Genomic DNA, 26695 nt, shown 5'->3' with positions numbered 1-26695 from the left:
CGGTTCGACAGGTGACGCGCCACAAGCCCTTCTCCATTGGGCAGCATGGCGGGATGAAACCCTAGCCTGCAAGAGATGTCGCCATGTCAGAATACATGCCCGCCGTGCCGCGCCTGGCCACCCCCATCACCCGTCCTGCGCCCGTCCCCGTCACCGGGGTCGCGACCCTTCTGCTGGCGGGGGGAAAGGGCACGCGCCTGCATGAACTGACCGCCCGCGACAGCAAGCCCGCCGTGCCCTTTGCGGGCGCGAACCGCATCATCGACTTTGCGATGGCGAATGCCGTGCGGTCCGGCCTGCCGCGGATGCTGGTCGCCACGCAATACGCGCCGCACAGCCTGCATCACCACCTGCCGACACGGTGGGGCCACCGTTTCCCCCAGGCCGGCTTGGCCCTGCGCGATGGTCAGGACCGGTTCATGGGCACCGCCGACGCCGCGCGCCAGACCTGGGATGCGCTGGAGGCGATGGGCGGCGATCAGGTCCTGATCCTGGCGGCCGACCATGTCTATGACATGAACTATGCCGATCTGCTGGCGGCGCATCGCGTGTCGGGGGCGGCGGTGACCGTGGCCGTCGACACGGTACCCCGGGCCGAGGCGCGCGGCTTTGGCGTCATGCAGGCCGACGCGCAGGGTCGCATCCTGTCATTCCTGGAAAAGCCCGCCGACCCCCCCGGCATGATCGATCAGCCCGATCGGGCGATGGTGTCGATGGGCATCTATGTCTTCGACCGCCGCTGGCTGCAGGAGGCGCTGTTCGACCGTCCGGTCGAGGCGATGGATTTCGGCCATGACGTGATCCCCGATGCGGTGGCGCAGGGCGTGGCCGGCGTGTGGCGGATGCCCGCCGGGCCGTCGGGCCGCGGCTATTGGCGCGACGTGGGCACGCTGGACGCGCTGCGCCGCGCGCAGCTGGATTTCGTGTCGGCCGAGCCCGCGCGCCTGCCTTTTGCCAGCCCGGCATCCGACTGGTACCTGGGACGCGGCAGCATCGCCATGCCAGGCGCCGTCGTGCCCGAAAGCGCCCGCCTGACCTGCACGCTGGTCGCCCCCGGAACGCAGGTCCCCCCGGGACTGGTCACCGGAGAGAACGCGACCGAGGACGCCCGCTGGTTCACTCGCACCCCTGCGGGAACCGTCCTGATCACGCAAACGATGCTGGACCGCCGTGCCGCGCACGCGCATATCCGTCGTTCCGTCACCCCACCCCCTTCCAACCGCCGAGGACTTCATGCGTGATCTGACCACCCCTCCTATCTTTGATGCCACCCAGGCCCGTTCCGACATCCTGGGCGCCGAATTCATGGGCGAGGGGACGAATTTCGCGCTGTATTCCGACCACGCGACCAAGGTCGAGCTGTGCCTGTTCGACGACGAGGGCCAGGAGGAACTGTACCGCCTGCCCTTGCCGGACATGGAGGGGGGCATCTGGTTCGGATACCTGCCCGACATCATGCCGGGCCAGGTCTATGGCTATCGCGTGCACGGCCCCTACGAGCCCGAGAACGGCCACCGCTTCAACCCCAACAAGCTGCTCTTGGACCCCTATGCCCGCGAGTTGCGGGGTGAGATCATCTGGGACGATGCGCTGCATGGCTATACGATCGGCGAGGACGACCTGTCCTTTGACGAACGCGACAGCGCGCCCTTCATGCCCAAGGGCGTGGTCGTGGACAGCCGGTTTGACTGGGACACCGAACGCGCGCTGCGCACGCCTTGGGCGGACACGGTCATCTACGAGGCCCATGTCAAGGGCGTGACCAAGCGCCATCCCGACGTCCCCGAGGACCTGCAGGGCACGTTCCGCGGCCTGGCGACCGAGCCGGTGATCAGCCACCTGCAGAAGATCGGCGTCACTGCGATCGAGCTGCTGCCGATTCATGCGTTCGCCAACGACCGCTATCTGGTCGAGAAGGACCTGTCGAACTACTGGGGCTATTCGACCCTGTCATTCTTCGCGCCTCATACGCCTTATCTGAAGACGGGCCAGATCCGCGAGGTCAAGGAGGCGATCCGCAAGTTCCACAAGGCCGGGATAGAGGTCATCCTGGACGTGGTCTTCAACCACACCTGCGAAGGGTCCGAGCTGGGCCAGACGCTGTCCTTCCGCGGCATCGACAATGCCAGCTACTATCTGCTGTCCGAGGACAAGCGCCACAGCTTCGACACCACGGGCACGGGCAACACGCTGAACGTCGCGCATCCGATGGTGCTGCGCATGGTGATGGATTCGCTGCGCTACTGGGTGCAGGTGATGCATGTTGACGGGTTCCGGTTCGACCTGGCATCGACCCTGGGCCGCGAATCCGAAGGGTTCGAGCGTGACGGGTCGTTCTTCAATGCCATCCGCCAGGACCCGGTCCTGTCCGGCATCAAGCTGATCGCCGAACCCTGGGACATCGGCGAGGGCGGCTATCAGGTCGGCGGATACCGCTGGCCGTTCCGCGAATGGAACGACAAGTTCCGTGACGACACCCGCGCCTTCTGGCGCCGCGATTCCGGCCAGCTGGGCGTCATCGCCGAGCGTCTGGTCGGATCGCCGGTGCAGTTCAACCACAGCCATCGTCCGGCCACCAGTTCGGTGAACTTCGTCGCGGCGCATGACGGGTTCACCCTGTGGGACACGGTCAGCTATTCCGACAAGCACAATGACGCCAATGGCGAGGACGGGCGCGACGGGCACGACCACAACCTGTCCGACAACCTGGGCGCCGAGGGGCCGACGGACGATGCGGGCATCGACACCGCCCGCGTTCGCCGTGTGCGCGGCATGCTGGCCACCATCTTCCTGTCGCAGGGCGTGCCGATGATCCTGGCCGGGGACGAGATGGGCAATTCCCAGGACGGCAACAACAATGCCTATTGCCAGGACAACGAGATCAGTTGGCTGGATTGGGACGGCGCGCGCGCCGACATCCGCGACGCCGTGGCGGCGCTGACCGCGTTCCGCAAGGACAGCGGTCTGGCACAGACGCATTTCAGCGGACCCGAAGGTCAGCCCGTCGCCCGCTGGTTCCACCCGCGCGGCGATGCGATGACCGACGCGGACTGGTCGGATGGAGAGTTGCGGATCCTGGGCCTGATGCTGCAGCCCACTGACGCGCCCGAGATCCTGATCATCGTGAATGCGGGCGACGACGGCGAATTCGCCCTGCCCGAAGGCGACTGGACGCTGCGCATCGATACGGCGCGCGACGACATCGCCTGCATGGATACCGTTTCGGGGGTTCTGCCCTTGGGATGGCAAAGCGTGGTGGCCCTGACCCGTGCGTGAGGGCCGCCGCGACCCGAAGTCTCATCAATGGAGGACATGATGACCGATCTGGACAAAGACGACCTGATCCGCGCCCGCGCCCATCAGATCTGGGAAAACGAGGGCTGCCCCGAGGGCCAGGAGGCCGACCACTGGGCCCGCGCCACCGCCGAGATCGAGGCCGGTGCAGGACAGCCTGACGCCGCGCAATCCGCAGCCGATGCCGGTGAGCGCGCCGAGGAGGAGGGCAACGTCCCCTCGGCCGTCGCCGGACCCGCGGCGCGTCGTCGCGCGGCCCGCTGACCGCCGCAGGCATGACGTGAAAATAGGGCCGCGGCGCTGAAACCTTCGGCGCCGCGGCCCGTATCTTTCTGCAGGGCCCGGACGGTTCGGGTCAGGCCGCGATGGCGGATCGGGGACGCATGACGCGGGCGACGGCCAGCATCGACGTCACCGCGCCGGCCAGCGTGGACAGCAGAAGGATCATCAGCAGCGCCTGCACCGCCGTGACGTGCAGCAATGATACCGCCGCCACCGCCGCGATCAGGGGGATATGGATTCCGGCAAAGACGATCAGCATGATCTTGGTCCTGATGCTCATCTTGGCAATACCCTCCGGCTGTTTTGAATCAAATGATCGACAACTTGAAATTGTGGTCCAGTCTGGAACTATGCAGCACGACCATGAGAAATCAAGACTGTACGGTTCATGACGGATCACGACGACAACGTTCGGATGCTTGTGGCCATCGCGGCCGGATCGCGGGCGGACTTCGCCGACTTCTATCGCACGAATTGCGACATGGTGTTCGCAATTCTGCTGCGGATGCTGCGCGACCGCACCGATGCCGAGGATCTGCTGCAGGAGGTGTTCGTGCGGGTCTGGACGCGGGCCGGCCGCTATGACCCGCGGCTGTCGAATCCGCGGACCTGGCTTGTGGCGATCACCCGCAACGCGGCCATCGACCGGCTGCGCTCGCGGCAGGTGTGCCCGGTCACCCAGCCCGTCGATCCGGGCCTGCCCGGTCCCGGCCCGGGCCCCGAGGCGCAGGCGATCGCCGCCGATCAGCGGACGCGGCTGGACGGTTGCCTGGATGAACTGGACGCAGACAAGGCGCAGGCCGTGCGCCGGGCCTATCTTGACGGCTGGAGCTATGAGGAGCTGGCCCGCGATGCGGACGTTCCCCTGAACACGATGAAGACCTGGCTGCGGCGGTCGCTGCAGCGTCTGCGCGCCTGCATGGATCAATTTACGGACCCCGAATGACCGACCCCTCGACCGACGACATCATGGCTGCGGAATACGCCATCGGCCTGCTGGACCCGGAACAGCGGGCTTTGGCGGATCGGCGTCTGGCCCGCGACCCGGTCTGGGCGGGACTGGTCGCCGCCTGGCAGATGCGCCTGTCGCCAATGAACGGGCAGTTCGGATCGGTGCCGGCGCCCGACGTGCTGCCCCTGATCCAGCGGCGGCTGTTCGGACCGCCGGTCCGCCGGTCGCCCCTGTCCGGCGTGCCGGTCCCTGTGATCGTCGGTGTGGTGCTGGCCGCCAAGGCGCTGGTGCTGTGGATGCTGCTGGGATGACAGGCCATCGCACGGCCATGTGCATAACGCGCAAATATTCCCATCCAAGGTGAAACAAACGGTACTGTGAGTGCGTATCTTCCGGATGTACGACCCATGCGCCGGAGCCTTGTCATGTCGCACGCCCAGGACGTCTGCTTGCACGACTATGCCGGGCCGGTCCTGGCGGGACAGCTGTTGGACGGGCGACAGGTCCTGCGGCTGGACGCGTTCGGCCCGCGGCGGTCCGGGGCGGCGCTGGACGACGGGCGGCCGCTGGACATCGGGCGGATCGCGCATCCCGAACCTGACCGTCCGGCCGTGGTTCTGGGGTCGGGCACGGTCACGCCGGCCTTCGCGGCCGGAACCGCCGTGGTCCCGTTGGGCAGCCCGCGCACGGTGGTCCTGTTGCAGGACGGGGGCGGGGGCCTGGTGTTCCTCTATCCCGACGGTGCGCCGGACCTGCCGGGTGCCACGCGGCTGATCGCAGAGGTGCGGCGCCTGCCCCACGCCTTTGCCGCGGGGGTGATGTGCTTTGCCCGCGACACGATGATCCGCACCGCCGGGGGCGACATGCCGGTCCAGATGCTGCGCCCCGGCATGGCGGTCCAGACCCGCGATGCGGGCCGGCAGCGGATCGCATGGATTGGCACCCGTACCCTTGGCCCCGCCCGGCTGCACGCGGAACCCGAACGGCGTCCGATCCTGATCCGGCGCGATGCGCTTGGCCCCGGCATCCCGGCCCGCGACCTGGTCGTGTCTCCGCAGCACCGCCTTCTGGTCGGGTCGCGCATCGCCCGGCGGATGTTCGACGAACCCGAGGTGCTGGTTGCGGCACAGCACCTGACCTCTATCCCCGGGGTGGGTCCGGCGCCGTGGCAGGGGGGCGTGACCTATCTGCATTTCGTCTGCGAGGAGCACCAGCTTGTCCTGGCCGAAGGCGCCTGCGCAGAGACGCTGCACACCAGTCCCGACGCGCTTAAGACCCTGTCCGAGACCGCCCGGCGCGAGGTGCTGGCCCTGTTCCCCGATCTGGGGCTGATGACGGGTGCCGCCGACGGTCCGACCCGCCCGGCGGCGCGTCGGATGCTGAACGGGGCCGAGGGGCGCCAGCTGGCCCGCCGCCATGCGGTCAACCGGGTCATGACCCAGGGCTGATCATGTTCAACGGTCTTGCCGACTGTTGAACATGATTGTATTCAACAGATGTCACAACTGTTGTACATGATGCCCCGATCCCATTCCGCCTTGGCCCATGCCGCCTATCACGACCTGCTGCGCGCCTTGCGCGACGAGGGGCTGCGTGATCTGCGTGGCGCGCCTACCCTGGTCGAACGCAACGGGCGGGGCTACTGGTACGACAGCTTTCGCGTCGGCACCCAGGTCCGCAAGCGCTATCTGGGAGAGGATGGCCCAGACATGGCCGCCCGCATGCAGGCGCTGCGCGACGATCGGGTGCCCGCCGAACAGCGCCGTCGCGATCGCGCCCGGCTGGTGCGCCTGCTGCGGGCCGAGGGGTTTCTGGGCCTGGACCCGACCAGCGGAAGCCTGATGGCGGCGCTGTCGGGGGCGGGGGTGTTCCGCCTTGGCGGCACGGTCGTCGGCACCCATGCCTTTCGCCTGTACGAGGGGGAACTGAACTTGGCCCTGTCGCTGGAACAGACCGCGCAGACCGACGATCTGGACATCGCCAGCTTTGAGCGCCTGTCCCTGGCGCTGGAGGATGCGGCGGCGCCCCCGGTCACGCAGGTCCTGGCCGATTTCGACTTTGCCCCGGCGCCAAGCCTGCAGCCGGGCCGCGCCTGGCGCTGGCGGCAGACGCAGGGCAATGCGCTGGTCGAATTCCTGACCCCGGCCTTTGGCGAGGAGGGGCTGCGCGACCTGCCCGCGCTTGGGGTGCAGGCGCAGGCGCTGCACCATCTGAACTATCTGATCGCGGATCCGATCCCCGCGGCCATCCCCTATCGCAGCGGCGTGCTGGTCCAGGTGCCGCGCCCGGAACGGTTCGCCATCCACAAGCTGATCGTGGCAGACCGCCGTCGCGCCGAGGATCGGCTGAAATCCGCCAAGGACCGGGCGCAGGCCGCGTTCCTGATCGACGCGCTGGCCCGCGACCGCCCCGACGATCTGGCCGAGGCGCATGAGGACGCCCTGTCGCGCGGCGCGCGGTGGCGCGACCGCATCGCGGCCAGCCTGTCGCGCATGCCCCAGACCGCCGCCCTGCTGGCGGCGCTGTAGCCGGCGATCAGGGCAGCATCACGCGGGTCTGCCACCCTTCGCAGGCGCGGGCCAGATCGCCGGGCAAGGGGCGGTCGGTGAAGATCGCGTCCAGCTGCGACAGCGATCCGATGCGCGCGGGCGCGCTGCGCGACAGCTTGGAATGGTCCGCCACCAGGAAGGTGCGGCGCGACTGGCGCAGGATGGTCTGGCTGACGCCGACCTCCTGGATGTCGAAATCAAGAAGGTCGCCGTCGCGGTCCAGCGCGGAGCAGCCGATCACGGCCAGGTCGAACTTGAACTGGCGGATGGTCTCGGCCGCCAGCGTGCCGACCAGGCCCCCGTCCGCGCGGCGCAGGCTGCCCCCGGTGACGATCACGTCGCAATCAGTGTTGGCCGCCAGGATGTTCGCCACGTTCATGTTGTTCGTCACCACCAGCAGGTCGCGATGGCCCAGCAGCTCGCGGGCCACGGCCTCGGTGCTGGTGCCGATGTTCAGGAACAGGCTAATCTTTTCGGGCACTTCGGCGGCGCAGGCGCGGGCGATGGCGGTCTTGGCGTCGTGGTGCAGGGCGCGGCGTTCCTCATAGCCGATATTGGCCACGCCCGAGGGCAGGATCGCGCCGCCGTGAACACGCTCCAGCCGGCCGGCCTCGGCGAGGTCGGTCAGGTCGCGTCGGATCGTTTGCAGCGTGACGCCGAAATGCCCGGCCAACCCCTCGACCGTGACCTTGCCGTCGCGGCGGGCGATCTCCAGGATCTCGGGCTGGCGGAAGCTTTGCGACATGGGGCACCCCTTGCGGTTTCGTCGATCTTGCACGACCCTGCCGAACAGGCAAGATGTTCGCTTTGTTGCGGTTTGTGCAGATCGTGCAAGGAATGGCGCGATGAATCGGCATCAGACACGCCATTTCCGTGCCAATTCAGGGCATAATCCGTGACGTGTTCTCTGTAAGATCTTAATAAACATATAAAAAATACAAATGAACCGAAACGAAAATAAAATCCTTTCTTTTTGGTGCGAACGACGGCACACATAGGCAGGGTCCATGAAAGGATGGCGGCGCGTGACGGGTACAGGCAAGACGGTCGATCTGTTCGTGATCGGGGGCGGCATCAATGGTTGCGGGATCGCCCGCGATGCGGCCGGGCGCGGCCTGTCCGTCACCCTGGCCGAGATGGGCGACCTGGCGCAAGCGACGTCCAGCGCCTCGACCAAGCTGTTTCACGGTGGCCTGCGCTATCTGGAGTATTTCGAGTTCCGGCTGGTCCGCGAGGCGCTGATCGAACGCGAGGTGCTGCTGCGCGCGATGCCGCATATCAGCTGGCCGATGCGGTTCGTGCTGCCCTATCACCCGGACATGCGGTTCGAATCGGACACGCCGACCTCCAAGCTGCTGGGCATGGTCATGCCTTGGATGAAGGGCCGTCGGCCCGCCTGGCTGATCCGCTTGGGGCTGTTCATGTATGACACGCTTGGCGGCCGCAAGATCCTGCCCGGTACGCGCACGCTGTCGCTGGACGGCACCCCCGAAGGCGCGCCGCTGCAGGAACGCTTTCATCACGCCTATGAATATTCCGACTGCTGGGTCGAGGATTCGCGCTTGGTGGTCCTGAACGCACGCGACGCCGAGGCGCGCGGCGCCACGGTGATGACCGGCACCAAGGTGCTGTCCGCCGATCGCCATCCCAACCACTGGATCGTGACCACTCAGGACATGGCGACGGGCCGGACGACCAAGCACCTCGCACGGATGCTGGTCAATGCCGGCGGACCCTGGGTCGGCGACCTGATCCAGGGCACGATCCGCCTGAATTCGACCGAGGGTGTGCGCCTGGTGCGGGGCAGCCATATCGTGACGCGGCGCCTTTATGATCACGGCAAATGCTATTTCTTTCAGGGCACCGACGGGCGGATCATCTTTGCGATCCCCTACGAGACCGACTTCACCCTGATCGGCACGACCGATGCCGACCACCAGGACCCGTCGGTCAAGCCGGAATGCACGCCGCAGGAGCGCGATTACCTGCTGGGCTTTGCGAACCAGTATTTCCGCCGCCAGCTGACTGCGGATGACGTGGTCTGGTCCTATTCCGGGGTGCGGCCGCTGTATGACGACGGCGCGCAAAGCGCCACGGCGGCGACACGCGACTATACGCTGAAGGTCGACCAGACCGGCGGCGCGCCGGTGCTGAACGTCTTCGGCGGCAAGATCACCACCTATCGCCGGCTGGCGGAATCGGCGTTGGCCAAGATCGCGCCGTTCTTTCCGAACCTGCCCGGCGACTGGACGCGGGGCGTGGCGCTGCCCGGCGGGGATTTCCCTGTCGACGGGGTGCCGGCGCTGGTCGCACGGCTGCGAACGGATCATCCGTTCCTGACCGAAGGTTGGGCCCGCCGCCTTGTGCGCGCCTACGGGACCGAGGCCGCGACGATCCTTGCGGGCGCGCAGCAGGCCGCCGACCTGGGCGTCGACTTCGGCGCCACCCTGACCGAGGCGGAGGTCGTGTGGCTGATGGATCACGAATATGCCCGCCGCGCGACCGACGTGGTCTGGCGGCGGACCAAGCTGGGGCTGCGCCTGGACGCCGATCAGGTGCAGGTCCTGGACCAGTGGATACAGGCCCGATGGGCGCAGGGGGCGGCCGCGGAATAGACGCGCCGTCAGGAGGGCCTTGGGAGGGGACATGACGTTAGAATTGCAGGGCGTGACGAAGGTGGTCGAGGGGCAGGTGCATGTCCATCCCACCGATCTGGTGCTGGAACGCGGCACGATGAACGTGCTGTTGGGGCCGACGCTGTCGGGCAAGACATCGCTGATGCGGCTGATGGCGGGGCTGGACCGTCCGACCAGGGGGCGCATCCTGTGGGAGGGCCACGACGTCACCGGCATGCGGGTGCAGGACCGCAAGGTCGCGATGGTCTATCAGCAGTTCGTCAACTATCCGGCGATGACCGTCTTTGAGAACATCGCATCCCCTCTGCGACTGATGGGCGTCGACCGCGCCGAGATCGACCGCCGCGTGCGCGAGACCGCCGCGATGATGCGCCTGACCCCCATGCTGGACCGCAAGCCGCTTGACCTGTCGGGCGGCCAGCAACAGCGCTGCGCGCTGGCGCGCGCGCTGGTCAAGAACGCCGGTCTGGTGCTGTTGGACGAGCCGCTGGCGAACCTGGACTACAAGCTGCGCGAGGAGCTGCGCGTGGAAATCCCGCGCATCTTCGCGGAATCGGGCGCGATCTTCGTCTATGCCACCACCGAACCCGAGGAGGCGCTGCTGCTGGGTGGCAACACCGCGACCCTGTGGGAGGGCCGCGTGACGCAGTTCGGGCCCACGCCGCAGGTCTATCGCCAGCCGGTGGATGCGACCACCGCGCGGGTGTTCAGCGATCCGCCGATGAATTTCCTGCCCTTCCAGGTGGCGGGCGGGCGGGCGTCGGTCGCGGGCATGCCCGCGCTGCCCGACGGGCGTTATCTGGCGGGGTTCCGGCCCAACCACCTGCACCTGTCCCGGCATGCCCCCGACGCGGTGCAGTTCGACGCGCAGCTGGTCGTGACCGAACTGACCGGGTCCGAGACCTTCGTCCATCTGGACCATCACGGACAACGGTGGGTCGGGCTGATCCACGGTGTCCACGAACTGCCTTTGGGGCAGGTGCTGCCGGTCTGGCTGGACCCGCGCCACGTCTATGTCTTTGCCGAGGATGGCCGCATGGTCACCCCCGCCGCCTATGCAAGCGCCGCCTGAGGAGGGGTTATGGCCAAGATCACGCTGGAGAACCTCGCCCATTCCTATTCGGCCCATCCCAAGGGCCCGGAGGATTACGCGCTCAAGGAGCTGAACCACGACTGGCAGGACGGGGCGGCCTATGCGCTGCTGGGGTCCAGCGGCTGCGGGAAATCGACGCTGCTGAACATCATCTCGGGGCTGCTGATCCCGTCGCAGGGACGCATCCTGTTCGACGGGGTGGACGTGACCCGCGCGCCCACCGCCGAACGCAACATCGCGCAGGTGTTCCAGTTCCCGGTCGTCTACGACACCATGACCGTGCGCGACAACCTGGCCTTTCCCCTGAGGAACCGCGGCCGCCCCGAGACCTATGTGGCCGAGCGCGTGGCCCAGATCGCCGCGATGATCGGGATGGAGCACATGCTGGACCGCAAGGCCCGCGGCCTGACGGCGGATGCGAAACAGAAGATCAGCCTGGGCCGCGGCATGGTCCGGAAGGACGTGAACGCCCTGTTGTTCGACGAGCCGCTGACCGTGATCGACCCCCACATGAAATGGGAACTGCGCACCCAGCTGAAGAAGCTGCATCACGATTTCGGCCACACGATGATCTATGTGACCCATGACCAGACCGAGGCGCTGACCTTCGCCGACAAGGTTGTCGTCATGTATGACGGCCGCGTGGTCCAGATCGGCACGCCGGAGGAACTGTTCGACCGGCCGGAACATACCTTCGTGGGCTATTTCATCGGATCGCCCGGCATGAACCTGCTGCCCGCCACCGTGGCGGGATCGCAGGCGCAGGTTCCGGGCGGCACGACCGCGCTGGCCGGGTCCTATGGCGCGCTGTCGGGCAAGGTGCAGCTGGGCATCCGCCCCGAGCATGTACGCCTGTCCGCCGATCAGGGCCTGCCCGTCACCATCCGCCGGATCGAGGATGTGGGCCGCCACCGCATCATCCGCGCCGACCTGATGGGGCACGACCTGAACATCATCGCGCCCGAGGATCAGGCCATCACCGCGGACATGACCCGCGCGGTCTTCGATCCGGGCCGCGTGAACATCTATGCCGACGACTGGCGCGTGGCTGCGGCATAAGGGGGGACCATGGAAAAGACCGTTAATCACAAGGCCTGGTTCCTGGTTCTGCCGGTGCTGGTGCTGGTCGCGTTCTCGGCGGTGATCCCGCTGATGACCGTGGTCAACTATGCGTTCCAGGACACGTTCGGGAACAACGTCTTCTTCTGGAACGGCACCGGCTGGTTCCAGGACCTGCTGTCGTCCGAACGCATGTGGAACGCGCTTGGCCGCCAGCTGATCTTCTCGGCCATCATCATCGCGATCGAGATCCCGCTTGGCATCTTCGTCGCGCTGAACATGCCGAAACGCGGGGTCTGGGCCAGCGTCGTGCTGGTGCTGATGTCGCTGCCGCTGTTGATCCCGTGGAACGTGGTCGGCACAATCTGGCAGATCTTCGGGCGCGTCGACATCGGCCTGCTGGGCTATACGCTTGACGCCCTGGGGATCAACTACAACTATACCCAGAACCCGATCCATGCCTGGGCCACGGTCATCGTGATGGATGTCTGGCACTGGACCTCGCTGGTGGCGCTTCTGGCCTATGCCGGGCTGCAGTCGATCCCCGATGCCTATTACCAGGCGGCGCGGATCGACCAGGCCAGCCGCTGGAAGGTCTTCCGCTATATCGAGCTGCCCAAGATGGCGGGCGTCCTGATGATCGCCATCCTGCTGCGCTTCATGGACAGCTTCATGATCTATACCGAGCCCTTCGTGGTCACCGGGGGCGGGCCGGGCAACGCGACGACCTTCCTGTCGATCGACCTGGTCAAGATGGCGCTCGGGCAGTTCGACCTGGGTCCGGCGGCGGCCTTCTCGCTGATGTACTTCCTGGTGATCCTGCTGATCTCCTGGGTCTTCTACACGGTCATGACCAATCTGGACAAAAGGGGCTGAGAGCATGGGCAAGCGCATCAACGGCAGCGCCGTCGTCATGATCCTGTATCTTCTGTTCCTGATGCTGCCGATCTACTGGCTGATCAACATGAGCCTGAAGACCAATGCCGAGATAACCGGCACCTTCGGCCTGTGGCCCCGGAACCTGACCTTTGCCAATTACGCGACCATCCTGACCGATCCGGCCTGGTACATGGGCTACGTGAACAGCCTGATCTATGTGGTGATGAACACGGTGATCTCCGTGGCCGTGGCGCTGCCGGCGGCCTATGCGTTCAGCCGCTATCACTTCATGGGCGACAAGCACCTGTTCTTCTGGCTGCTGACCAACCGCATGGCGCCGCCCGCCGTCTTCGCGCTGCCGTTCTTCCAGCTCTATTCGTCGGTGGGCCTCTTCGACACGCATATCGCGGTGGCCTTGGCGCATTGCCTGTTCAACGTGCCGCTGGCCGTGTGGATCCTGGAGGGCTTCATGCGCGGCGTGCCGAAGGAGATCGACGAGACCGCCTATATCGACGGCTACAGCTTCGGGCGGTTCTTCACCCGGATCTTCATGCCGCTGATCTCGTCGGGAATCGGGGTCGCGGCGTTCTTCTGCTTCATGTTCTCTTGGGTCGAACTGCTCTTGTCGCGGACGCTGACCTCGGTCGCGGCCAAGCCGATCGCGGCGACCATGACCCGGACGCAAGGGGCATCGGGCGTCGATTGGGGCGTGCTGGCCGCGGCCGGGGTGCTGACCATCGTGCCGGGTGCCTTGGTCATCTGGTTCGTCCGCAACTATATCGCCAAGGGCTTTGCCCTGGGCCGCGTGTAAGGGGGATACGCCATGTCATGGATGGCCTGGACGCTGCCGACCGCGATCTTCTTCGTCACCATCGCGTTGCTGCTGGTCACCTTCACGGTGCTGGCGGTCCGGTTTCCCGAAACGCCGCGCCGCGGCGTCCTGGGGATCGAGACGACGCGGGGCGACCGCCTGTTCATCACGCTTCTGGGCTCTGCCTTCATCACCCTGGCTTGGCTGGGTCTGACGACGGCGGCACTGCCCTGGGCGATGCTGGTTTGCCTGGTCTGGGCCGCCGCCGTCTTTCGGTGGGTCTGACACAGCGCATTGGCCTGTGGGGGATGAGGGTCCCGCCGGCCGTCTGCCAACCTCGAAAATCCCAGGGAGGGAAAGACCAATGAGCCTGAGATTGCTGTCCACAACCGCGGTGATGCTGGCATTGTCCGGCCCCGCCTTCGCCGACATCGAGGCCGCGCGCGCGTTCCTTGATGCCGAGATCGGCGACCAGTCCGTCCTGACCCGCGAGGAGCAGGAGGCCGAGATGCAGTGGTTCATCGACGCCGCCCAGCCCCTGTCCGGCATGTCGATCAACGTGGTGTCGGAAACGATCACCACCCACGAATACGAAAGCCGCGTCCTGGCGCCGGCCTTCACCGCCATTACCGGCATCCAGGTCACCCATGACCTGATCGGCGAGGGTGACGTCGTCGAGAAGCTGCAGACGCAGATGCAGACCGGCGAGAACGTGTACGACCTCTACATCAACGACGCCGACCTGGACGGCACCCACTGGCGCTATCAGCAGGTCCGCAACATCACCGACTGGATGGCCGGCGAGGGTGCCGATTTCACGAACCCCGGCCTGGACCTGGACGATTTCATCGGCCTGGCGCAGGCGACCGCGCCCGACGACAAGCTGTACCAGCTGCCCGTCCAGCAGTTCGCGAACCTCTACTGGTTCCGCCACGACTGGTTCACTGACCCCGAGATCATGGCCGAGTTCCGCGCCGAATACGGATACGACCTGGGCGTGCCGGTGAACTGGTCGGCCTATGAGGACATCGCCAAGTTCTTCACCGGACGCGAGATCGACGGCCAGCAGGTCTATGGCAACATGGACTATGGCAAGAAGGACCCGTCGCTCGGCTGGCGCTTCACCGATGCGTGGCTGTCGATGGCGGGGGCCAGCGACAAGGGCGAGCCCAACGGCTTCCCGGTCGACGAATGGGGCATCCGCGTGAACGACAACTTCCAGCCGGTGGGGTCGTGCATGGCGCGGGGCGGGGCGACGAACAGCCCGGCCGCCGTCTATGCGATCGAGAAATACATCGACTGGCTGCAGAACTACACGCCCCCGGCCGCGGCCGGCATGACCTTCAGCGAGGCGGGACCCGTCCCCGCGCAGGGCAACATCGCCCAGCAGATGTTCTGGTACACCGCCTTCACCGCCGACATGGTCAAGGAGGGCCTGCCCGTCATGAACGAGGACGGCACGCCGAAATGGCGCATGGCCCCCTCGCCCTATGGCGCCTATTGGGAGGAGGGCATGAAGGTCGGCTATCAGGATGTGGGTTCGGCCACGCTGATGAAATCGACCCCGGTGGACCGCGCGCAGGCGGCGTGGCTCTATGCGCAGTTCATCGTGTCCAAGACCGTCGACACCAAGAAGAGCCATGTCGGCCTGACCTTCGTGCGCGACAGCTCGATCCGGCATGAAAGCTTCACCGAGCGCGCGCCGCGCTTGGGCGGCCTGGTCGAGTTCTATCGCTCGCCCGACCGGGTGCGCTGGTCGGATACCGGGGCGAACATCCCCGACTATCCGCGCCTGGCGCAGCTGTGGTGGCAGAACATCGGCGATGCCTCCTCGGGCGCCAAGACCGCGCAGGAGGCGCTGGACGCGCTCTGCGAGCAGCAGGAGGACGTGCTGTCGCGCCTGGAGCGGTCGGGCGTGCAGGGTGATCTGGGCCCGGTCCTGAACGAGGAGCAGGACCCCCAGTACTGGATCGACCAGCCCGGCGCCCCCGTCGCCAAGCTGGAGAACGAGAAGCCCGCGCCGGTCACCATCGCCTATGAGGAGCTGATCAAGCGCTGGCAGGAGTGATGCCTGCCCGATAACCTGAGGGGGGCGCGGTCGATCCGCGCCCCCCGTTCGTGACGAAAGGACCGCCCATGACCCATATCCTTGCCATCGACCAGGGCACGACCTCGTCCCGCGCCATCGTCTTTGACGGCGCCATGAAGCCCTGCGGCAGCGCGCAGGAGGAGTTTCCCCAGCATTTCCCGCAATCGGGCTGGGTCGAGCATGATCCCGCGGATCTCTGGGCCAGCACGGCGGCCACCTGCCGCGCCGCGATCGAGAAATGCGGCAACCCCCGCATCGAGGCCATCGGCATCACCAACCAGCGCGAGACCGTCGTGGTCTGGGACCGCAAAACGGGCAAGCCCGTCCACAACGCCATCGTCTGGCAGGACCGCCGCACCGCCGATTTCTGCCGCGAGTTGGAGGCCGCGGGCCATGCCGACATGATCACCGCCCGCACCGGGCTGCTGGTCGATCCCTACTTCTCGGCGACGAAACTGAAATGGATTCTGGACCATGTGGACGGCGCCCGCGACCGCGCGCAGGCGGGCGATCTGGCCTTCGGCACGGTGGACAGCTGGCTGATCTGGAACCTGACCGGCGGCGCGGTCCATGCGACCGACGCGACCAATGCCGCGCGCACGATGCTCTATGACATCCACAAGGGCCGCTGGTCGCAGACCATCTGCGGCCTGTTCGACATCCCCATGGCGATGCTGCCCGAGGTCAAGGACTGTGCCGCCGATTTCGGCACCACGCGCCCCGACCTGTTCGGCCGCCCCATCCCCATCACCGGCGTCGCGGGCGATCAGCAGGCGGCCACGGTGGGCCAGGCCTGTTTCGAGCCCGGCATGATGAAATCGACCTATGGCACCGGCTGCTTTGCGCTGTTGAACACCGGGGACAAGCCGGTGGCATCGACGCAGCGGCTGCTGACCACCATCGCCTATCAGCTGGACGGCAAGCCGACCTATGCGCTGGAAGGCTCGATCTTTATCGCGGGCGCGGTGGTGCAATGGCTGCGCGACGGGCTGAAGATCATCCGCGACGCGAAGGAGACCCAGCCTTTGGCCGAACGCGCCGATCCCGGCCAGCAGGTGATCCTGGTTCCGGCCTTCACCGGTCTGGGCGCGCCCTATTGGTCGCCCGACAGCCGCGGCGCGATCTATGGCCTGACGCGCAATTCCGGTCCCGCCGAACTGGCCCGGGCCGCGCTGGAATCCGTGGGTTTCCAGACCCGCGACCTCCTGGAGGCGATGAAGGCCGATTGGGAGCCGAAGGGCGAGACCGCGCTGCGCGTCGATGGCGGCATGAGCGCCTCCGATTACGCGATGCAGTTCCTGTCCGACATCCTGGGCGCCCCCGTCGACCGGCCCAAGGTGCTGGAGACCACGGCCCTGGGTGCCGCCTGGCTGGCGGGGCAGGGGCCGGGGATCTATCCCGACATGGCCGGCTTCGCCAAGGACTGGGCGCTGGACCGCAGCTTTGCCCCCTCGATGGAAGATGAGGACCGCGCCGCGCGCTATGACGCCTGGCGCCGGGCGGTCAAGGCCACCATGTCGCTGTGACCGGCTGTTGACGCGGCCCGGTGGGACGTTACATCGGGCCGATCACAGACAGGACAGGACGATGACCCAGCACAAGGTGATCTTTGACACCGACCCCGGCGTGGACGACGCGCTGGCCCTCTATTATCTGGTGCGCCACCCGCAGATCGACCTGCTGGGCGTGACCACCGTCTTCGGCAACGCGCCGGTGGCGATGACCACCCGCAATGCGCGCTTTCTGCTGCAGGCCTGGGGGCATGATGCCCCGGTCCATCGCGGGGCCGAGGGGCCGATGACCCCCGACATGCCGCCCGAATTCTGGCCGACCCATATCCATGGCGACAACGGGCTGGGCAACCACCCGACCCCCGATGCCCCGGTGGAGGGCCCCGAGACCGCCGCGCAGTTCCTGATCGACACGATCCGCGCACATCCGGGCGAGGTGCGGGTACTGGCCGTGGGGCGCATGACGAACCTGGCGCGGGCGGTGCAGATGGCGCCCGACATCGCCGGGCTGGTGCGTGACGTGGTGATCATGGGCGGCGCCTTCCGCGTGCCCGGCAACATCACCCCCGCGGCCGAGGCGAACATCTGGGGCGACCCGCTGGCCGCCGACGTCGTCTTTGGCGCCGACTGGCCGGTCATCGCGGTGCCGCTGGACCTGACCACGCGCACCTTCATGGACAGCGCCACGCTGGCCGATCTGGGCGCGCGGGGCGGCGCGGGGATGCAGCTGGTGGCCGATCTGTCGCAGGGCTATGTCGGCTTCTATCAGGCAGCGGGCTATGACGGGATGCTGGTCCATGACTGCACCGCCGCCGTCTATCTGACCGATCCGGACCTGTTCACCCTGACCCAGGGCGAGGTCCGCGTCCTGTCCGAGGGCATCGCCCTGGGCCTGACGCTGATGAACCCCGCCGACCGCCAGGGCCCCCTGGGCGCGTGGGAGGGCCGCCCGCGGCAATCGGCCACGCTGGACGGTCAGCCCGACGCGATTCTGGCCCGCATCGCCCAGGTCTGCACCGCCTGACCGACCGGACGGGACGATCCCGCACGATTGTCCCGTCCCATCGAACACAGAGCGCGCGATTTTGCGCCTAATCTTTCGTTTGTGCCCCCCTTATCTGACAGTCATCGGAACGGACCAGACGCGCATCCGGCGCGCCACCGCTTCCAAGATGTTGCAAGAACAAGGAAAACGATCATGAAAAATTTTGTGTACGCCCTGGCCGCCCTGTCCCTGACCGCTGGTGGCGCAATGGCTGCCGTCAACGGCACCAACGAGCGTCCCTATTCCAGCTCGTCGGTCGAAAAGGTCGCCGAGACCGTTCAGGTTCCGGCTCGCACCGTGATGACCTCGACCGAGCTGGCACGCGCCAACCTGTCGGGCGACGAGATGCTGACCGTGACCAAGATCTCGGGCGACAGCCAGATCGCCGAAATGAACAGCGATCGCTGAGCCGCGTCGTTCCCGGACGATGACGACTGATGACGGGCCGTCACGCAGATGCGTGGCGGTCTTGTCATTTGTGCCGTATGCCCATCCTGATGCGGGACCATCGGGCGGATCGGGACATATGACGGACCTCAAGGCATTGCGCAGTTTCGTGGCCATCATCGACGAGGGCAGCTTTGCCGCCGCCGCACGGCGGATGGGCATCTCCAAAAGCATGTGCAGCAAGATGATCGCCGACCTGGAGGCCGATCTGGGTACGCGCCTGCTGACCCGCACGACGCGCGCCGTCACGCCCACGGCGGCGGGCCTGGGCTTTCACGCGCAGGTGGCCGACATCCTGTCCCGCCTGGACGCCGCGTTCGAGGACGTCCGCGCCGCCTCCAGCCGCCCCTCGGGCCCGCTGAAGCTGGGCGTGCCGGTGCAATACACGCTGAAGGTCTTTCAGCCGCATCTGATGCGCTTCATGGACGAACATCCCGACATCCAGCTGGACGTGGTGCTGGACGACAGCCGGTCGGACATGACCCGTGACGGTTTCGACGCGGTCATCCGCATCGGCACGCTGGAGGACAGCAGCCTGCACGCCCGCCGCCTGCACGACGCCAACATCATGCTGGTCGCATCGCCCGATTACGTCGCCCGTCACGGCAGCCCGCAGCGCCCGGCCGACCTGCGCGACCACCAGTGCCTGCATTACACCAACCTCAAGGGGCCGGGCACCTGGCCGCTGCGCAGCGGTACCGAGGTCGTCTATCAGAAGATCACACCCGCCTTCTCCAGCAACAACGGCGAATTGCTGCGTGCGCTGGCGGTGGGCGGCAAGGGCATCGCGCTGGCGCCCGAATTCCAGGTGGCCGATGATCTGGCGCGCGGCCTGCTGGTGCCGGTCCTGGCCGATCATGCGTTGCCGGGGGTGCCGATCCATGTCGTCTATTCCAGCCGCAAGCTGGTGACGGCGGCCCTTGCGGCATTCCTGGACTTTGTCGGGCGGCTGGATCTGGCCTGATCTTGCGGGCGGACAGAATGCCGCCTTGCGCCTGTCGCCGCACTCTGTCCTGCTGAGCGCGACAGGAAAGGCGGGCGGCATGGGCGGACAGGTCAGGGTGGCGGTCATGGGAGGGGGCATCACCGGGCTGACCTGCGCGCGGGCGCTGGCGGATGCGGGGCATGCCGTCACGGTGTTTGACAAGGGTCGCGGCATCGGCGGCAGGCTGGCCACGCGCTGCACCGACGACGGGTTGCGGTTCGACCACGGTGCGCAGGTGCTGCCAGCCATCGATCCCGATTTCGCCGCGCTGCTGCAGGCGATGGTCCGCGACGGCCACGCCGCGCCGTGGGACGGCGGCATCATCGGCACGCCCGGCATGGCCCAGATCCCCCGCTCGCTGGCGCAGGGACTGGACGTCCGGTCCGGCCTGATGGTCACCGCGCTGGACCGGGACCCCGACGGCTGGCACCTGCGCGGAGAGGGGATCGACCACCGCGCCGACATCGTCGTTCTGGCCATTCCCGCCCCGCAGGCGCGTGATCTGCTGGGCGTGGCCCACGCCTTTGCCACGCCGCTGGCGCAGGTCCGCTATCAGGCCAGCGTCACGGTCATGGCGGGGCTGGACCCCGCCGCTCCGCGCCCCTTCGTCACGCATCGCGGCACCGGACCGTTGGCTTGGGTCGCGCAGGACGGCGCAAAGCCCGGTCGGCAGGGACAGCCGCTAACCACCTGGGTCGTTCAGGCCGACCCGGACTTCAGCATGGCCCATATCGACCTGCCCTTTGCCGAACTGGCGGATCTGATCGCACCACAGCTGCTGGACCTGTTGGGGGCCAAGCCGGATCACCTGCGCCACGCTGTCGCGCATCGCTGGCTGTACGCGCAGACCGATGCGGTGCTTGGCCGACCGTTTCTGGCGGATGACGCGGCGGGGCTGATCGTCGGCGGGGATTGGGCGTTGGGACCCCATGCGGAACATGGCTGGGCCAGCGGCCGCGCGATGGCTGTGCATCTGCTGGCCCGATCATGACGGAAGACCGCACCCCCCGCCCCGTGCCGCAGGGCCGCCTGACGCGGATGCTGCGCCTTGGGGGGCTGGCGGGCGGGATGGGCGGCCGCGCCCTGGCGCAGGGCGCACGCCAACTGGCGACGGGGCAGCGGCCTTCCGCCCAGGACCTGTTCCTGACCCCTGCGAATGCTGCCCGCTTGGCCGGGCAGCTGGCCCAGATGCGCGGCGCCGCGATGAAGATGGGCCAGTTGGTGTCGATGGAGGCCGGTGACTTTCTGCCCCCCGAACTGACGCAGATCATGGCGCGGCTGCGCGCCGACGCCGATCCGATGCCGCCCAAGCAGCTGCAGGCGGTGCTGGACCGGGCCTGGGGGCCGGGTTGGTTGCGCCATTTCGCCCGCTTTCAGGTCAGGCCGATCGCGGCGGCATCGATCGGGCAGGTGCACCGCGCGCAGACCCGCGACGGGCGCGACCTGGCGATCAAGGTCCAGTATCCCGGTGTGCGCGACAGCATCGACAGCGACATCGACAATATGGGCCTTCTGCTGCGCATCCCCGGCCTGATGCCGCAGGGGGTCGACCTGCCTGCCCTGATGGACGAGGCGCGCAGCCAGCTGCATGCCGAGGCCGATTATCTGCGCGAGGCCGCACAGATGCGCCTCTATGCCGCCAATCTGGCGGGGCGCGACGAATTCCGCCTGCCGGTGCCCGACGATCAGTTCAGCACGGCCGACGTTCTGGCGATGGATTTCATCGACAGCCGCCCGATCGAGGCGCTGTCCGACGCCCCCCAGGCCACCCGCGACCGTGCCGCCCATCACCTGGCCCGCCTGGTCATCGAGGAGCTGTTCCGGTTCGACCTGATGCAGACCGACCCGAACTTTGCCAACTATCGCTGGCAGCCTGACGAGACGCATCCGGATGGCGGGCGCATCGTGCTGCTGGATTTCGGGGCGACGCGCGGCTTTTCGGCGCCGGTGGCTCCGCGCTATCTGGCGCTGCTGCGTGCCGCGCTGGCCGATGACCGCGAGGGGGTGCGCCGCGCCGCCATCGACATCGGCTATTTCCGCGACCAGACCGATGCCGCGCATCAGGACGTGCTGCTGCAGATCATGGACCTGGCGTTCGATCCGCTGCGTGCGGGCGGCATCATGGACCTGACGCACAGCGACATTCCCCGCCAGGTCGCCGATCTGGCGATGCAGGTGGCCCGCACCCGCACCCGGGCCGAGATGCCCCCGCCCGAGATCCTGTTCCTGCACCGCAAGATCGGCGGGCTGTACCTGCTGCTGTCGCGGCTGCGCGCGCGGGTCGACCTGGATGCGCTGATCCGGCCCGATGATCTGGCGCAGATGCTGCAGGCGCGGCGCTAGGGCTGGTCCATCTCGTGCAGGCGGTCCTGGGCCAGGCGCAGGATCATGCGGAATTCGTCCGTGACGGTCAGGGCCTGGCCCACGCCCTCGGCCGGGACGGCACCGGGATCCTCCTGCCCGTCGCGCAGCGTTTCGCGCTGGTCCAGCCAGTCCAGGACGGGTTGTCGGGCCTGCGGTTCCAGCGCCGCGACCAGCCGCGCCAGCAGGCGGCGTTGCGCGACAAGACGGGCTTCCAGCGTGGCAAGGGCGGTGTCGGTCATCAAGGCCTCCCGGGGCGGACATGCAGCAGGGGCAACGCCGGTGCGGGGCGCGGGGTTCATCCGGTGACGAACCCCTCCTCTAGCAGGTCGCCCATCAGGGCCGCGATGTCGCGGGTCAGGCGGTCGCGGGGAACGTCGGCAAAGACCTCGGCCAGGGTGTCGGCCAGATCGGCGGCGCTGCCGGGGATCTCCAGCAGCGCCCAGACCGCGTGGCCGACCGGGTTCAGGTGCCAGACAACAGGGTCGGCGGGCGTCCACAGGAATGCCCCCGACCCCATGCGCCGCAGCACGATCCCCGGAGCCTGCCGCAGTACCCGGTCGGGATGCACCGGAACGGACCGCCTTTCCGGCGCATGCAGCGGATCGGGCAGCGGACCGGCCAGCGGCACGTTGGTCTGGAATGGCGCGTCGGGGGCGAAGGCCCGGCGCAGCAGGGCGACCGCGTCCTCCAGATCGGCATAGACCAGTCTCAGGCAGGTCATCGCGGCGGCCATGTCGCGGGTCTTGGCAAAGGCCTGGTCGGCGCTGCCCAGATCGCCCATGTTCTGCGCCAGCAGGTGGTGCATCGCCTGATCGCGATCCATGCGGTGCAGCGTGGCGGGGCCGATCTGGCGCCGGTCCAGCACGATCAGCGTGCCGGGCCGGGCCTGGGTGCCGTGTGGGGCGACGTTGGGCGCCGCCAGATAGGCATAGCGCCTGTCGCGCGGCCCCGGCGTCATGGCGACATGCCGGCGGAAGGCGGCGGTCGTCCCCTTTGGCAGGGGCAGCCGCAGGCGGGGCGCGATGCCCAAGGCTACGGCCTTCAGGTCGGCGGTCAGCGGCAGCACGTCGTCGCAGAACACCGTGACGTCCGGTTCCGCCGTCAGCCGCCCGATCAGCGTGCTTTTTCCGGCCCGCGTCGGACCCGTCAGCAGGATCAGATCGCCCGCGAAACGGAACGCCCCGCAATGCAGCGCCATGCAGCCCGGACGGTTTGCTAGAAACCCCTCGGACAGATCGGCGATCAGGGCGCAGGCGGCGCTGGCCGCATCCAGCCCCCCAAGATCGCCCTGAAAGAACGGGGAACGCGCCACGAACCCGCCCGGCCCTTGCGTCACCAGCGTCTGGCGGTGGCCCGGTCGTGGCGCGGACAAGGTCTGCGGCTGCCATCCGCGGATCGCGCCCATCAGCGCCCTGCGGACCGGCCCCGCACCCTGCAATCGCAGTGACAGGCCAGTGCCGGGAAAATGCATATGGCAGTCCGCGCCGGGCGACTGGCGCGCGGCGCGGACGGGGCGGGTTCGGGACGGGGGCGCCATTGTGGATCAGCGCGACGGCTTGGACCAGTCGCGGCGCGTGCCCGGCCGCGAGGGACGGCTGCCGCGCTGGCCGCGAACGCCACGGTTGTCGGGACGCGACGCGCGGCTGGCCCGGCTGGCGCGACCGCGGCCGCCATTGCCCCGCCCGCTTCCCCCGCGACCGCTGCCGCCCCGACCACTGCCACCCCGGCCGCTGTTGCCGCGACCGCTGCCACCCCGGCCGCTGCCGGAACGGCCGCCACTGCCGCTGCCGCCGCCGCGACCGCTGGCGCCGCTGGCATGGGCCGCCCCGAACCCGACTAGGGTGGGGGCGGCATAGATCGCGCCGGCGGCCCCTGCGGCCAGGCCCAGCTTGGCCAGAAGGCCGCGACGCGAGAGGCGGATATCGGACGTATCGGACATGGGCTTCTTCCTTTGTGTTGCCGGAACCGGTCCTGTCCGGTTCATGGATGCAACGGGCCGGCGGGGCGGCTTATTCCCCGCTGACGGAAAGTATCTGCGATTCTGCCTCGGGGCAGGCCGACGGCGACGCGACCATGCCGTGGCCGAACACCGGGTCGCGGCCCGGTGCCCCCAGATCGGCGGCGCAGCGGAACAACCGGTCGCGCGCATCCGTCGCGCTCAGCCCGTCGCGCGCCATGCCAAGCGCCAGCGCCGCCGACACGAAGGGCGCGGCATACGATGTCCCCGACCGCAGCCGCCCCCCCTCGATTGAGGCGGCGGTCCACAGGTTCACCCCCGGCGCGGCCAGCGCGACATGCGGACCCCGCGCCGCCTGGCGATAGGGGGCACGGTCGGCATCGACGGCGGTGACAGCGATCACCTCGGGCCAGGCGGCGGGAAAGGCGGGGGCGGCGCCCGGCCCGCCATTCCCCGCGGCCGCGACAAGGCCGATGCCCGCATCGCGCGCCTCGACGACGACCTGGCGCAGCACGGGGTTCGCAGGGCCGGAAAAGGACATGTTGATGACCTGCACCCGCGCCTGGATCAGCACGTCCAGCGCGTTCAGCAACGAGAACGCATCCGCCGCCGCCCCATCGGCGCGGCTGTGGAACGCCTCGACCGCGATCAGGTCGGCACGCGGCAGCAGGCCGGGGGCGCGACCCTGCGCGTTGCCGATCAGAAGGGCAGCGACGGCGGTGCCATGCCGGCGCCCCGCCGCGTTCCGCCCGTCCAGGTCGACCTGGTTCACGCGCAGCGACTGACCGCGCAACGCGGGATGGTCGGGATTGACACCCGTGTCGATCATGCCGATCCGCGGCCGGGCCTGCAGATCGGCAGGGCGCCAGCCGATCATCTGCTGGGCCGCGCAGTCCGCGCCGTCGCAGGTCAGGTCGTCGGGGCGATAAAGGGAATTCAGCGCCGCCGTCGATCCGGGCAGCAGGCGGGCGATCTCTGCCCGGGCCTGGGCAGCGTTGCGGCCCGGCGGCAGGCGCAGCCGGGCGGCGCGGCGCGCCAACGTCGCGTTGTCGCGCTGCGACAGCACGTCATAGCCTGCCGCCTGCAGCGGCTGCAGGCTTTGTCCCGGCGCCAGGATCACGACCATCTCGGGACGGGCAGGCGCGCGGCGCCGTCGCTGGCGCACCGGGCGCGACACCGATGCCCGCCCCGACGGCGCGCTGGCATCGGACGCGCGGGCCGTGCCGGTCCCGATCAGCGTCGGTGTCGCATAGGCCAGCCCGGCCGCCAGTCCCATCCGGGTCAGCAGCGCGCGGCGAGTGGTCGGGGCGTCCTGGGTCATCGGCGGGTCCTTGATGCGATCGGGTCGGGTCATGGAAACGGTCGGCGGGGCCAGTCTATTCCCATCGGTCCGCTGCGCGCACTTTTCTTTCGCGTGCGATGGAATAAAAGCGAAGGGGCCACGTTTCAAGGTCAACCAAGATCGCAAGGGGGGACCCTGTCCGTGACCGATGACCTGCGCGCCCAGATGATCGCGCTGCTGCCCCGCCTGCGGTCCTTTGCCCGCGGCCTGTCGGGCCAGCACGCGCTGGCCGACGACCTGGTGCAGATCACCGTCGAGAAGGCGCTGCGAAACCTGGACGCCTTCGTGCCGGGGACGCGGATGGACAGCTGGCTGTTCCGCATCCTGCGCAACAGCTTCATCGACCATGTACGCGCCCGGCGGGACACCGACAGCCTGGACGATGACGACGCCATGCCTCTTGTGGGCCAGGACGGCCGCGAGGTGACCGAGACCCGCCTGCATCTGGCCGATGTGCGTCGCGCCATGAGCCGCCTGCCCGAGGATCAGCGCGTCGTGCTGATGCTGGTCTGCGTCGAGGGCATGCGCTATCGCGAGGCCGCGCTGGCGCTGGACGTGCCGTTGGGCACGGTAATGAGCCGCCTCGGCCGCGCCCGCGCGGCCCTGGCGCAGGCGCTGCAGGACGATCCCGCCCTGCTGTCGGCCAGGCTGGGCTGAAGCAATCCGCAAAGGCATGATCCGATGACCCGTATCGACCCCCCGATTGATCCCAACGACGAGAGCGACGAGATGCTGATGGCCCTGGCGGATGGCGAACTGGACGAGGCCACCGCCGAACGCCTGTGGCGGCGGATCGAGACCGACCCCGCCTTGGCTGACCGCTTCGCGCTGTTCGCCGATACCCGTCATGGCCTGCAGGCGGCCTATCCTCCGGAACCCGTGCCCGACCGGCTGATCGCGACCGTCATGGCGGGCACGCCTGCTTCCGATCCGGTCGTCGTGCCATTCAGGCGCAGGGTGTCTGCGCGGCCGATGGCGGCCTGGGCAATGGCCGCGTCGCTGGTCCTGGCAGTGGGCCTGGGCGGGTTCCTGGCCGGCCGGGCGACGCCCCCTGCGGGCGCCACCCTGCAGCAGGCGGCGGCCGCCTTGGCCCAGGTGCCGACGGGGGGTGAGGCTGCCCTGCCGGGCGGGGCGGTGGCGCGGGCGCTGGCCAGCTATGACACCGACCTGGGTCTGTGCCGTCTGATCGAGGCGGGCGCGGAACGCGCGCTGATGTGCCGCGACCAGGGCGGCTGGTCGGTGGCGCTGGCGGTCCCGGGCGCGGGGCAGGACGCCTATCTGCCCGCGTCGGACCTGGGAACCGGCCTGATCGACACCGCGCTGGACGATCTGGGGGCGGGGCCTGCGCTGGACCCCGCGGCCGAGGCTGCCGCCCTGTCTGACTGATCCCGCCATGGAAC

28 protein-coding genes are annotated in these 26695 nt (G+C 68.2%); 22 read left to right on the top strand and 6 right to left on the bottom strand.

Annotation, left to right across the window (positions count from 1 at the left end; genetic code table 11):
* Positions 1–83: 83 nt before the first annotated feature.
* From LZ686_RS13845 to LZ686_RS13835, 3 genes are read left to right on the top strand one after another with little or no spacing between them, the layout of a single operon-like run.
* Positions 84–1241, top strand: a complete 1158-nt coding sequence (locus LZ686_RS13845; RefSeq protein WP_349548172.1) for a sugar phosphate nucleotidyltransferase — start codon at positions 84–86, stop codon at positions 1239–1241.
* A complete protein-coding gene (gene glgX, locus LZ686_RS13840) occupies positions 1234–3276 on the top strand; it encodes a glycogen debranching protein GlgX (RefSeq protein ID WP_349548171.1) in 2043 nt (680 codons plus the stop codon). The genes LZ686_RS13845 and glgX overlap by 8 nt, the downstream gene beginning before the upstream one ends.
* A 39-nt stretch (positions 3277–3315) precedes the next feature.
* Positions 3316–3558: a DUF2934 domain-containing protein gene (locus tag LZ686_RS13835; protein WP_045983704.1), complete on the top strand. Its 243-nt coding sequence runs from the start codon at positions 3316–3318 to the stop codon at positions 3556–3558.
* 91 nt (positions 3559–3649) lie between these two features.
* On the opposite strand, the gene LZ686_RS13830 is transcribed toward LZ686_RS13835, so the two are convergent.
* Positions 3650–3856: a hypothetical protein gene (locus LZ686_RS13830; protein ID WP_127899444.1), complete on the bottom strand. Its 207-nt coding sequence runs from the start codon at positions 3854–3856 to the stop codon at positions 3650–3652.
* A 108-nt stretch (positions 3857–3964) separates the two neighbouring features.
* On the opposite strand from LZ686_RS13830, the gene LZ686_RS13825 reads away from it, so the two are divergent.
* The 4 genes from LZ686_RS13825 (at position 3965) to LZ686_RS13810 (ending at position 7056) form a co-directional block, all read left to right on the top strand.
* Positions 3965–4522 carry a sigma-70 family RNA polymerase sigma factor gene (locus tag LZ686_RS13825; RefSeq protein ID WP_349548170.1) on the top strand — a complete coding sequence of 186 codons (558 nt, stop codon included), beginning with the start codon at positions 3965–3967 and terminating at the stop codon, positions 4520–4522.
* Positions 4519–4839: a hypothetical protein gene (locus tag LZ686_RS13820; RefSeq protein ID WP_349548169.1), complete on the top strand. Its 321-nt coding sequence runs from the start codon at positions 4519–4521 to the stop codon at positions 4837–4839. The genes LZ686_RS13825 and LZ686_RS13820 overlap by 4 nt, the downstream gene beginning before the upstream one ends.
* Before the next feature lie 114 nt (positions 4840–4953).
* Positions 4954–5976 carry a Hint domain-containing protein gene (locus LZ686_RS13815; protein ID WP_349548168.1) on the top strand — a complete coding sequence of 341 codons (1023 nt, stop codon included), beginning with the start codon at positions 4954–4956 and terminating at the stop codon, positions 5974–5976.
* Positions 5977–6024: 48 nt separating this feature from the next.
* Positions 6025–7056 (top strand): nucleotidyltransferase family protein, encoded by a 1032-nt coding sequence (locus tag LZ686_RS13810; protein WP_349548167.1) that lies wholly within the window; start codon positions 6025–6027, stop codon positions 7054–7056.
* Between the two features lie 7 nt (positions 7057–7063).
* On the opposite strand, the gene LZ686_RS13805 is transcribed toward LZ686_RS13810, so the two are convergent.
* The gene (locus LZ686_RS13805) at positions 7064–7822 is read right to left on the bottom strand and encodes a DeoR/GlpR family DNA-binding transcription regulator (protein WP_045983688.1); all 759 of its coding nucleotides are present in this window, start codon (positions 7820–7822) and stop codon (positions 7064–7066) included.
* A 280-nt stretch (positions 7823–8102) separates the two neighbouring features.
* Here LZ686_RS13805 and glpD point away from each other — a divergent pair, with 280 nt between their 5' ends.
* The 13 genes from glpD (at position 8103) to LZ686_RS13740 (ending at position 21975) form a co-directional block, all read left to right on the top strand.
* Positions 8103–9692 (top strand): glycerol-3-phosphate dehydrogenase, encoded by a 1590-nt coding sequence (glpD, locus tag LZ686_RS13800; protein ID WP_349548166.1) that lies wholly within the window; start codon positions 8103–8105, stop codon positions 9690–9692.
* A 31-nt stretch (positions 9693–9723) separates the two neighbouring features.
* Positions 9724–10785, top strand: coding sequence for an ABC transporter ATP-binding protein (locus tag LZ686_RS13795; protein WP_349548165.1), 1062 nt, complete (start codon positions 9724–9726; stop codon positions 10783–10785).
* A gap of 9 nt (positions 10786–10794) precedes the next feature.
* The gene (locus LZ686_RS13790; protein ID WP_349548164.1) at positions 10795–11865 is read left to right on the top strand and encodes an ABC transporter ATP-binding protein; all 1071 of its coding nucleotides are present in this window, start codon (positions 10795–10797) and stop codon (positions 11863–11865) included.
* A 9-nt stretch (positions 11866–11874) separates the two neighbouring features.
* Positions 11875–12741: a carbohydrate ABC transporter permease gene (locus LZ686_RS13785; protein ID WP_045983692.1), complete on the top strand. Its 867-nt coding sequence runs from the start codon at positions 11875–11877 to the stop codon at positions 12739–12741.
* Positions 12742–12745: 4 nt separating this feature from the next.
* Positions 12746–13555: a carbohydrate ABC transporter permease gene (locus LZ686_RS13780; RefSeq protein WP_045983693.1), complete on the top strand. Its 810-nt coding sequence runs from the start codon at positions 12746–12748 to the stop codon at positions 13553–13555.
* A 12-nt stretch (positions 13556–13567) separates the two neighbouring features.
* Positions 13568–13840: a DUF2160 domain-containing protein gene (locus LZ686_RS13775; protein ID WP_045983694.1), complete on the top strand. Its 273-nt coding sequence runs from the start codon at positions 13568–13570 to the stop codon at positions 13838–13840.
* 79 nt (positions 13841–13919) lie between these two features.
* Complete coding sequence (locus tag LZ686_RS13770; protein WP_349548163.1) at positions 13920–15623, top strand: ABC transporter substrate-binding protein; 1704 nt, start codon at positions 13920–13922, stop codon at positions 15621–15623.
* Between the two features lie 68 nt (positions 15624–15691).
* A complete protein-coding gene (gene glpK / locus LZ686_RS13765; RefSeq protein ID WP_349548162.1) occupies positions 15692–17170 on the top strand; it encodes a glycerol kinase GlpK in 1479 nt (492 codons plus the stop codon).
* A gap of 61 nt (positions 17171–17231) precedes the next feature.
* Positions 17232–18179: a nucleoside hydrolase gene (locus LZ686_RS13760; RefSeq protein ID WP_349548161.1), complete on the top strand. Its 948-nt coding sequence runs from the start codon at positions 17232–17234 to the stop codon at positions 18177–18179.
* Positions 18180–18353: 174 nt separating this feature from the next.
* Complete coding sequence (locus LZ686_RS13755) at positions 18354–18608, top strand: hypothetical protein (RefSeq protein WP_045983698.1); 255 nt, start codon at positions 18354–18356, stop codon at positions 18606–18608.
* Between the two features lie 118 nt (positions 18609–18726).
* Entirely contained in the window at positions 18727–19611 is an 885-nt protein-coding gene (locus LZ686_RS13750; protein ID WP_045983699.1) for a LysR family transcriptional regulator, read from the top strand.
* Positions 19612–19690: 79 nt separating this feature from the next.
* Complete coding sequence (locus LZ686_RS13745; RefSeq protein WP_349548160.1) at positions 19691–20623, top strand: NAD(P)/FAD-dependent oxidoreductase; 933 nt, start codon at positions 19691–19693, stop codon at positions 20621–20623.
* Positions 20620–21975, top strand: coding sequence for an ABC1 kinase family protein (locus LZ686_RS13740; protein ID WP_349548159.1), 1356 nt, complete (start codon positions 20620–20622; stop codon positions 21973–21975). Before LZ686_RS13745 ends, LZ686_RS13740 begins: the two co-directional genes overlap by 4 nt.
* On the opposite strand, the gene LZ686_RS13735 is transcribed toward LZ686_RS13740, so the two are convergent.
* From LZ686_RS13735 to LZ686_RS13720, 4 genes are all read right to left on the bottom strand, one after another.
* The gene (locus tag LZ686_RS13735) at positions 21972–22235 is read right to left on the bottom strand and encodes a hypothetical protein (RefSeq protein ID WP_045999830.1); all 264 of its coding nucleotides are present in this window, start codon (positions 22233–22235) and stop codon (positions 21972–21974) included. The two genes, LZ686_RS13740 and LZ686_RS13735, sit on opposite strands and share 4 nt — an antisense overlap.
* Before the next feature lie 56 nt (positions 22236–22291).
* Entirely contained in the window at positions 22292–23467 is a 1176-nt protein-coding gene (locus tag LZ686_RS13730) for a PqqD family protein (protein ID WP_349548158.1), read from the bottom strand.
* A gap of 72 nt (positions 23468–23539) precedes the next feature.
* On the bottom strand, positions 23540–23935 hold the full coding sequence (locus tag LZ686_RS13725; protein ID WP_349548157.1) for a hypothetical protein: 396 nt from the start codon (positions 23933–23935) through the stop codon (positions 23540–23542).
* Between the two features lie 70 nt (positions 23936–24005).
* Complete coding sequence (locus LZ686_RS13720; protein WP_295170661.1) at positions 24006–25274, bottom strand: S8 family serine peptidase; 1269 nt, start codon at positions 25272–25274, stop codon at positions 24006–24008.
* Between the two features lie 162 nt (positions 25275–25436).
* On the opposite strand from LZ686_RS13720, the gene LZ686_RS13715 reads away from it, so the two are divergent.
* Both LZ686_RS13715 and LZ686_RS13710 read left to right on the top strand, forming a co-directional pair.
* Positions 25437–25952, top strand: coding sequence for a sigma-70 family RNA polymerase sigma factor (locus tag LZ686_RS13715; RefSeq protein WP_208863817.1), 516 nt, complete (start codon positions 25437–25439; stop codon positions 25950–25952).
* Positions 25953–25976: 24 nt separating this feature from the next.
* Positions 25977–26681, top strand: a complete 705-nt coding sequence (locus LZ686_RS13710; protein WP_349548156.1) for an anti-sigma factor family protein — start codon at positions 25977–25979, stop codon at positions 26679–26681.
* Positions 26682–26695: the final 14 nt, after the last annotated feature.

The organism is Paracoccus sp. NFXS7 (assembly GCF_040148865.1).
Lineage (GTDB): Bacteria > Pseudomonadota > Alphaproteobacteria > Rhodobacterales > Rhodobacteraceae > Paracoccus > Paracoccus marcusii.
The sequence above is the reverse complement of the archived record's forward strand: the minus strand, read 5'-3'. Positions and strand labels throughout refer to the sequence as shown.

Bases quoted from the DNA above. Each gene is read 5' to 3' on its own strand.
- LZ686_RS13845 (WP_349548172.1), top strand. From the start codon at position 84: ATGTCAGAATACATGCCCGCCGTGCCGCGCCTGGCCACCCCCATCACC.
- glgX (WP_349548171.1), top strand. From the start codon at position 1,234: ATGCGTGATCTGACCACCCCTCCTATCTTTGATGCCACCCAGGCCCGT.
- LZ686_RS13835 (WP_045983704.1), top strand. From the start codon at position 3,316: ATGACCGATCTGGACAAAGACGACCTGATCCGCGCCCGCGCCCATCAG.
- LZ686_RS13830 (WP_127899444.1), bottom strand. From the start codon at position 3,856: ATGAGCATCAGGACCAAGATCATGCTGATCGTCTTTGCCGGAATCCAT.
- LZ686_RS13825 (WP_349548170.1), top strand. From the start codon at position 3,965: ATGACGGATCACGACGACAACGTTCGGATGCTTGTGGCCATCGCGGCC.
- LZ686_RS13820 (WP_349548169.1), top strand. From the start codon at position 4,519: ATGACCGACCCCTCGACCGACGACATCATGGCTGCGGAATACGCCATC.
- LZ686_RS13815 (WP_349548168.1), top strand. From the start codon at position 4,954: ATGTCGCACGCCCAGGACGTCTGCTTGCACGACTATGCCGGGCCGGTC.
- LZ686_RS13810 (WP_349548167.1), top strand. From the start codon at position 6,025: ATGTCACAACTGTTGTACATGATGCCCCGATCCCATTCCGCCTTGGCC.
- LZ686_RS13805 (WP_045983688.1), bottom strand. From the start codon at position 7,822: ATGTCGCAAAGCTTCCGCCAGCCCGAGATCCTGGAGATCGCCCGCCGC.
- LZ686_RS13795 (WP_349548165.1), top strand. From the start codon at position 9,724: ATGACGTTAGAATTGCAGGGCGTGACGAAGGTGGTCGAGGGGCAGGTG.
- LZ686_RS13790 (WP_349548164.1), top strand. From the start codon at position 10,795: ATGGCCAAGATCACGCTGGAGAACCTCGCCCATTCCTATTCGGCCCAT.
- LZ686_RS13785 (WP_045983692.1), top strand. From the start codon at position 11,875: ATGGAAAAGACCGTTAATCACAAGGCCTGGTTCCTGGTTCTGCCGGTG.
- LZ686_RS13780 (WP_045983693.1), top strand. From the start codon at position 12,746: ATGGGCAAGCGCATCAACGGCAGCGCCGTCGTCATGATCCTGTATCTT.
- LZ686_RS13775 (WP_045983694.1), top strand. From the start codon at position 13,568: ATGTCATGGATGGCCTGGACGCTGCCGACCGCGATCTTCTTCGTCACC.
- LZ686_RS13770 (WP_349548163.1), top strand. From the start codon at position 13,920: ATGAGCCTGAGATTGCTGTCCACAACCGCGGTGATGCTGGCATTGTCC.
- glpK (WP_349548162.1), top strand. From the start codon at position 15,692: ATGACCCATATCCTTGCCATCGACCAGGGCACGACCTCGTCCCGCGCC.
- LZ686_RS13760 (WP_349548161.1), top strand. From the start codon at position 17,232: ATGACCCAGCACAAGGTGATCTTTGACACCGACCCCGGCGTGGACGAC.
- LZ686_RS13755 (WP_045983698.1), top strand. From the start codon at position 18,354: ATGAAAAATTTTGTGTACGCCCTGGCCGCCCTGTCCCTGACCGCTGGT.
- LZ686_RS13750 (WP_045983699.1), top strand. From the start codon at position 18,727: ATGACGGACCTCAAGGCATTGCGCAGTTTCGTGGCCATCATCGACGAG.
- LZ686_RS13745 (WP_349548160.1), top strand. From the start codon at position 19,691: ATGGGCGGACAGGTCAGGGTGGCGGTCATGGGAGGGGGCATCACCGGG.
- LZ686_RS13740 (WP_349548159.1), top strand. From the start codon at position 20,620: ATGACGGAAGACCGCACCCCCCGCCCCGTGCCGCAGGGCCGCCTGACG.
- LZ686_RS13735 (WP_045999830.1), bottom strand. From the start codon at position 22,235: ATGACCGACACCGCCCTTGCCACGCTGGAAGCCCGTCTTGTCGCGCAA.
- LZ686_RS13730 (WP_349548158.1), bottom strand. From the start codon at position 23,467: ATGCATTTTCCCGGCACTGGCCTGTCACTGCGATTGCAGGGTGCGGGG.
- LZ686_RS13725 (WP_349548157.1), bottom strand. From the start codon at position 23,935: ATGTCCGATACGTCCGATATCCGCCTCTCGCGTCGCGGCCTTCTGGCC.
- LZ686_RS13720 (WP_295170661.1), bottom strand. From the start codon at position 25,274: ATGACCCAGGACGCCCCGACCACTCGCCGCGCGCTGCTGACCCGGATG.
- LZ686_RS13710 (WP_349548156.1), top strand. From the start codon at position 25,977: ATGACCCGTATCGACCCCCCGATTGATCCCAACGACGAGAGCGACGAG.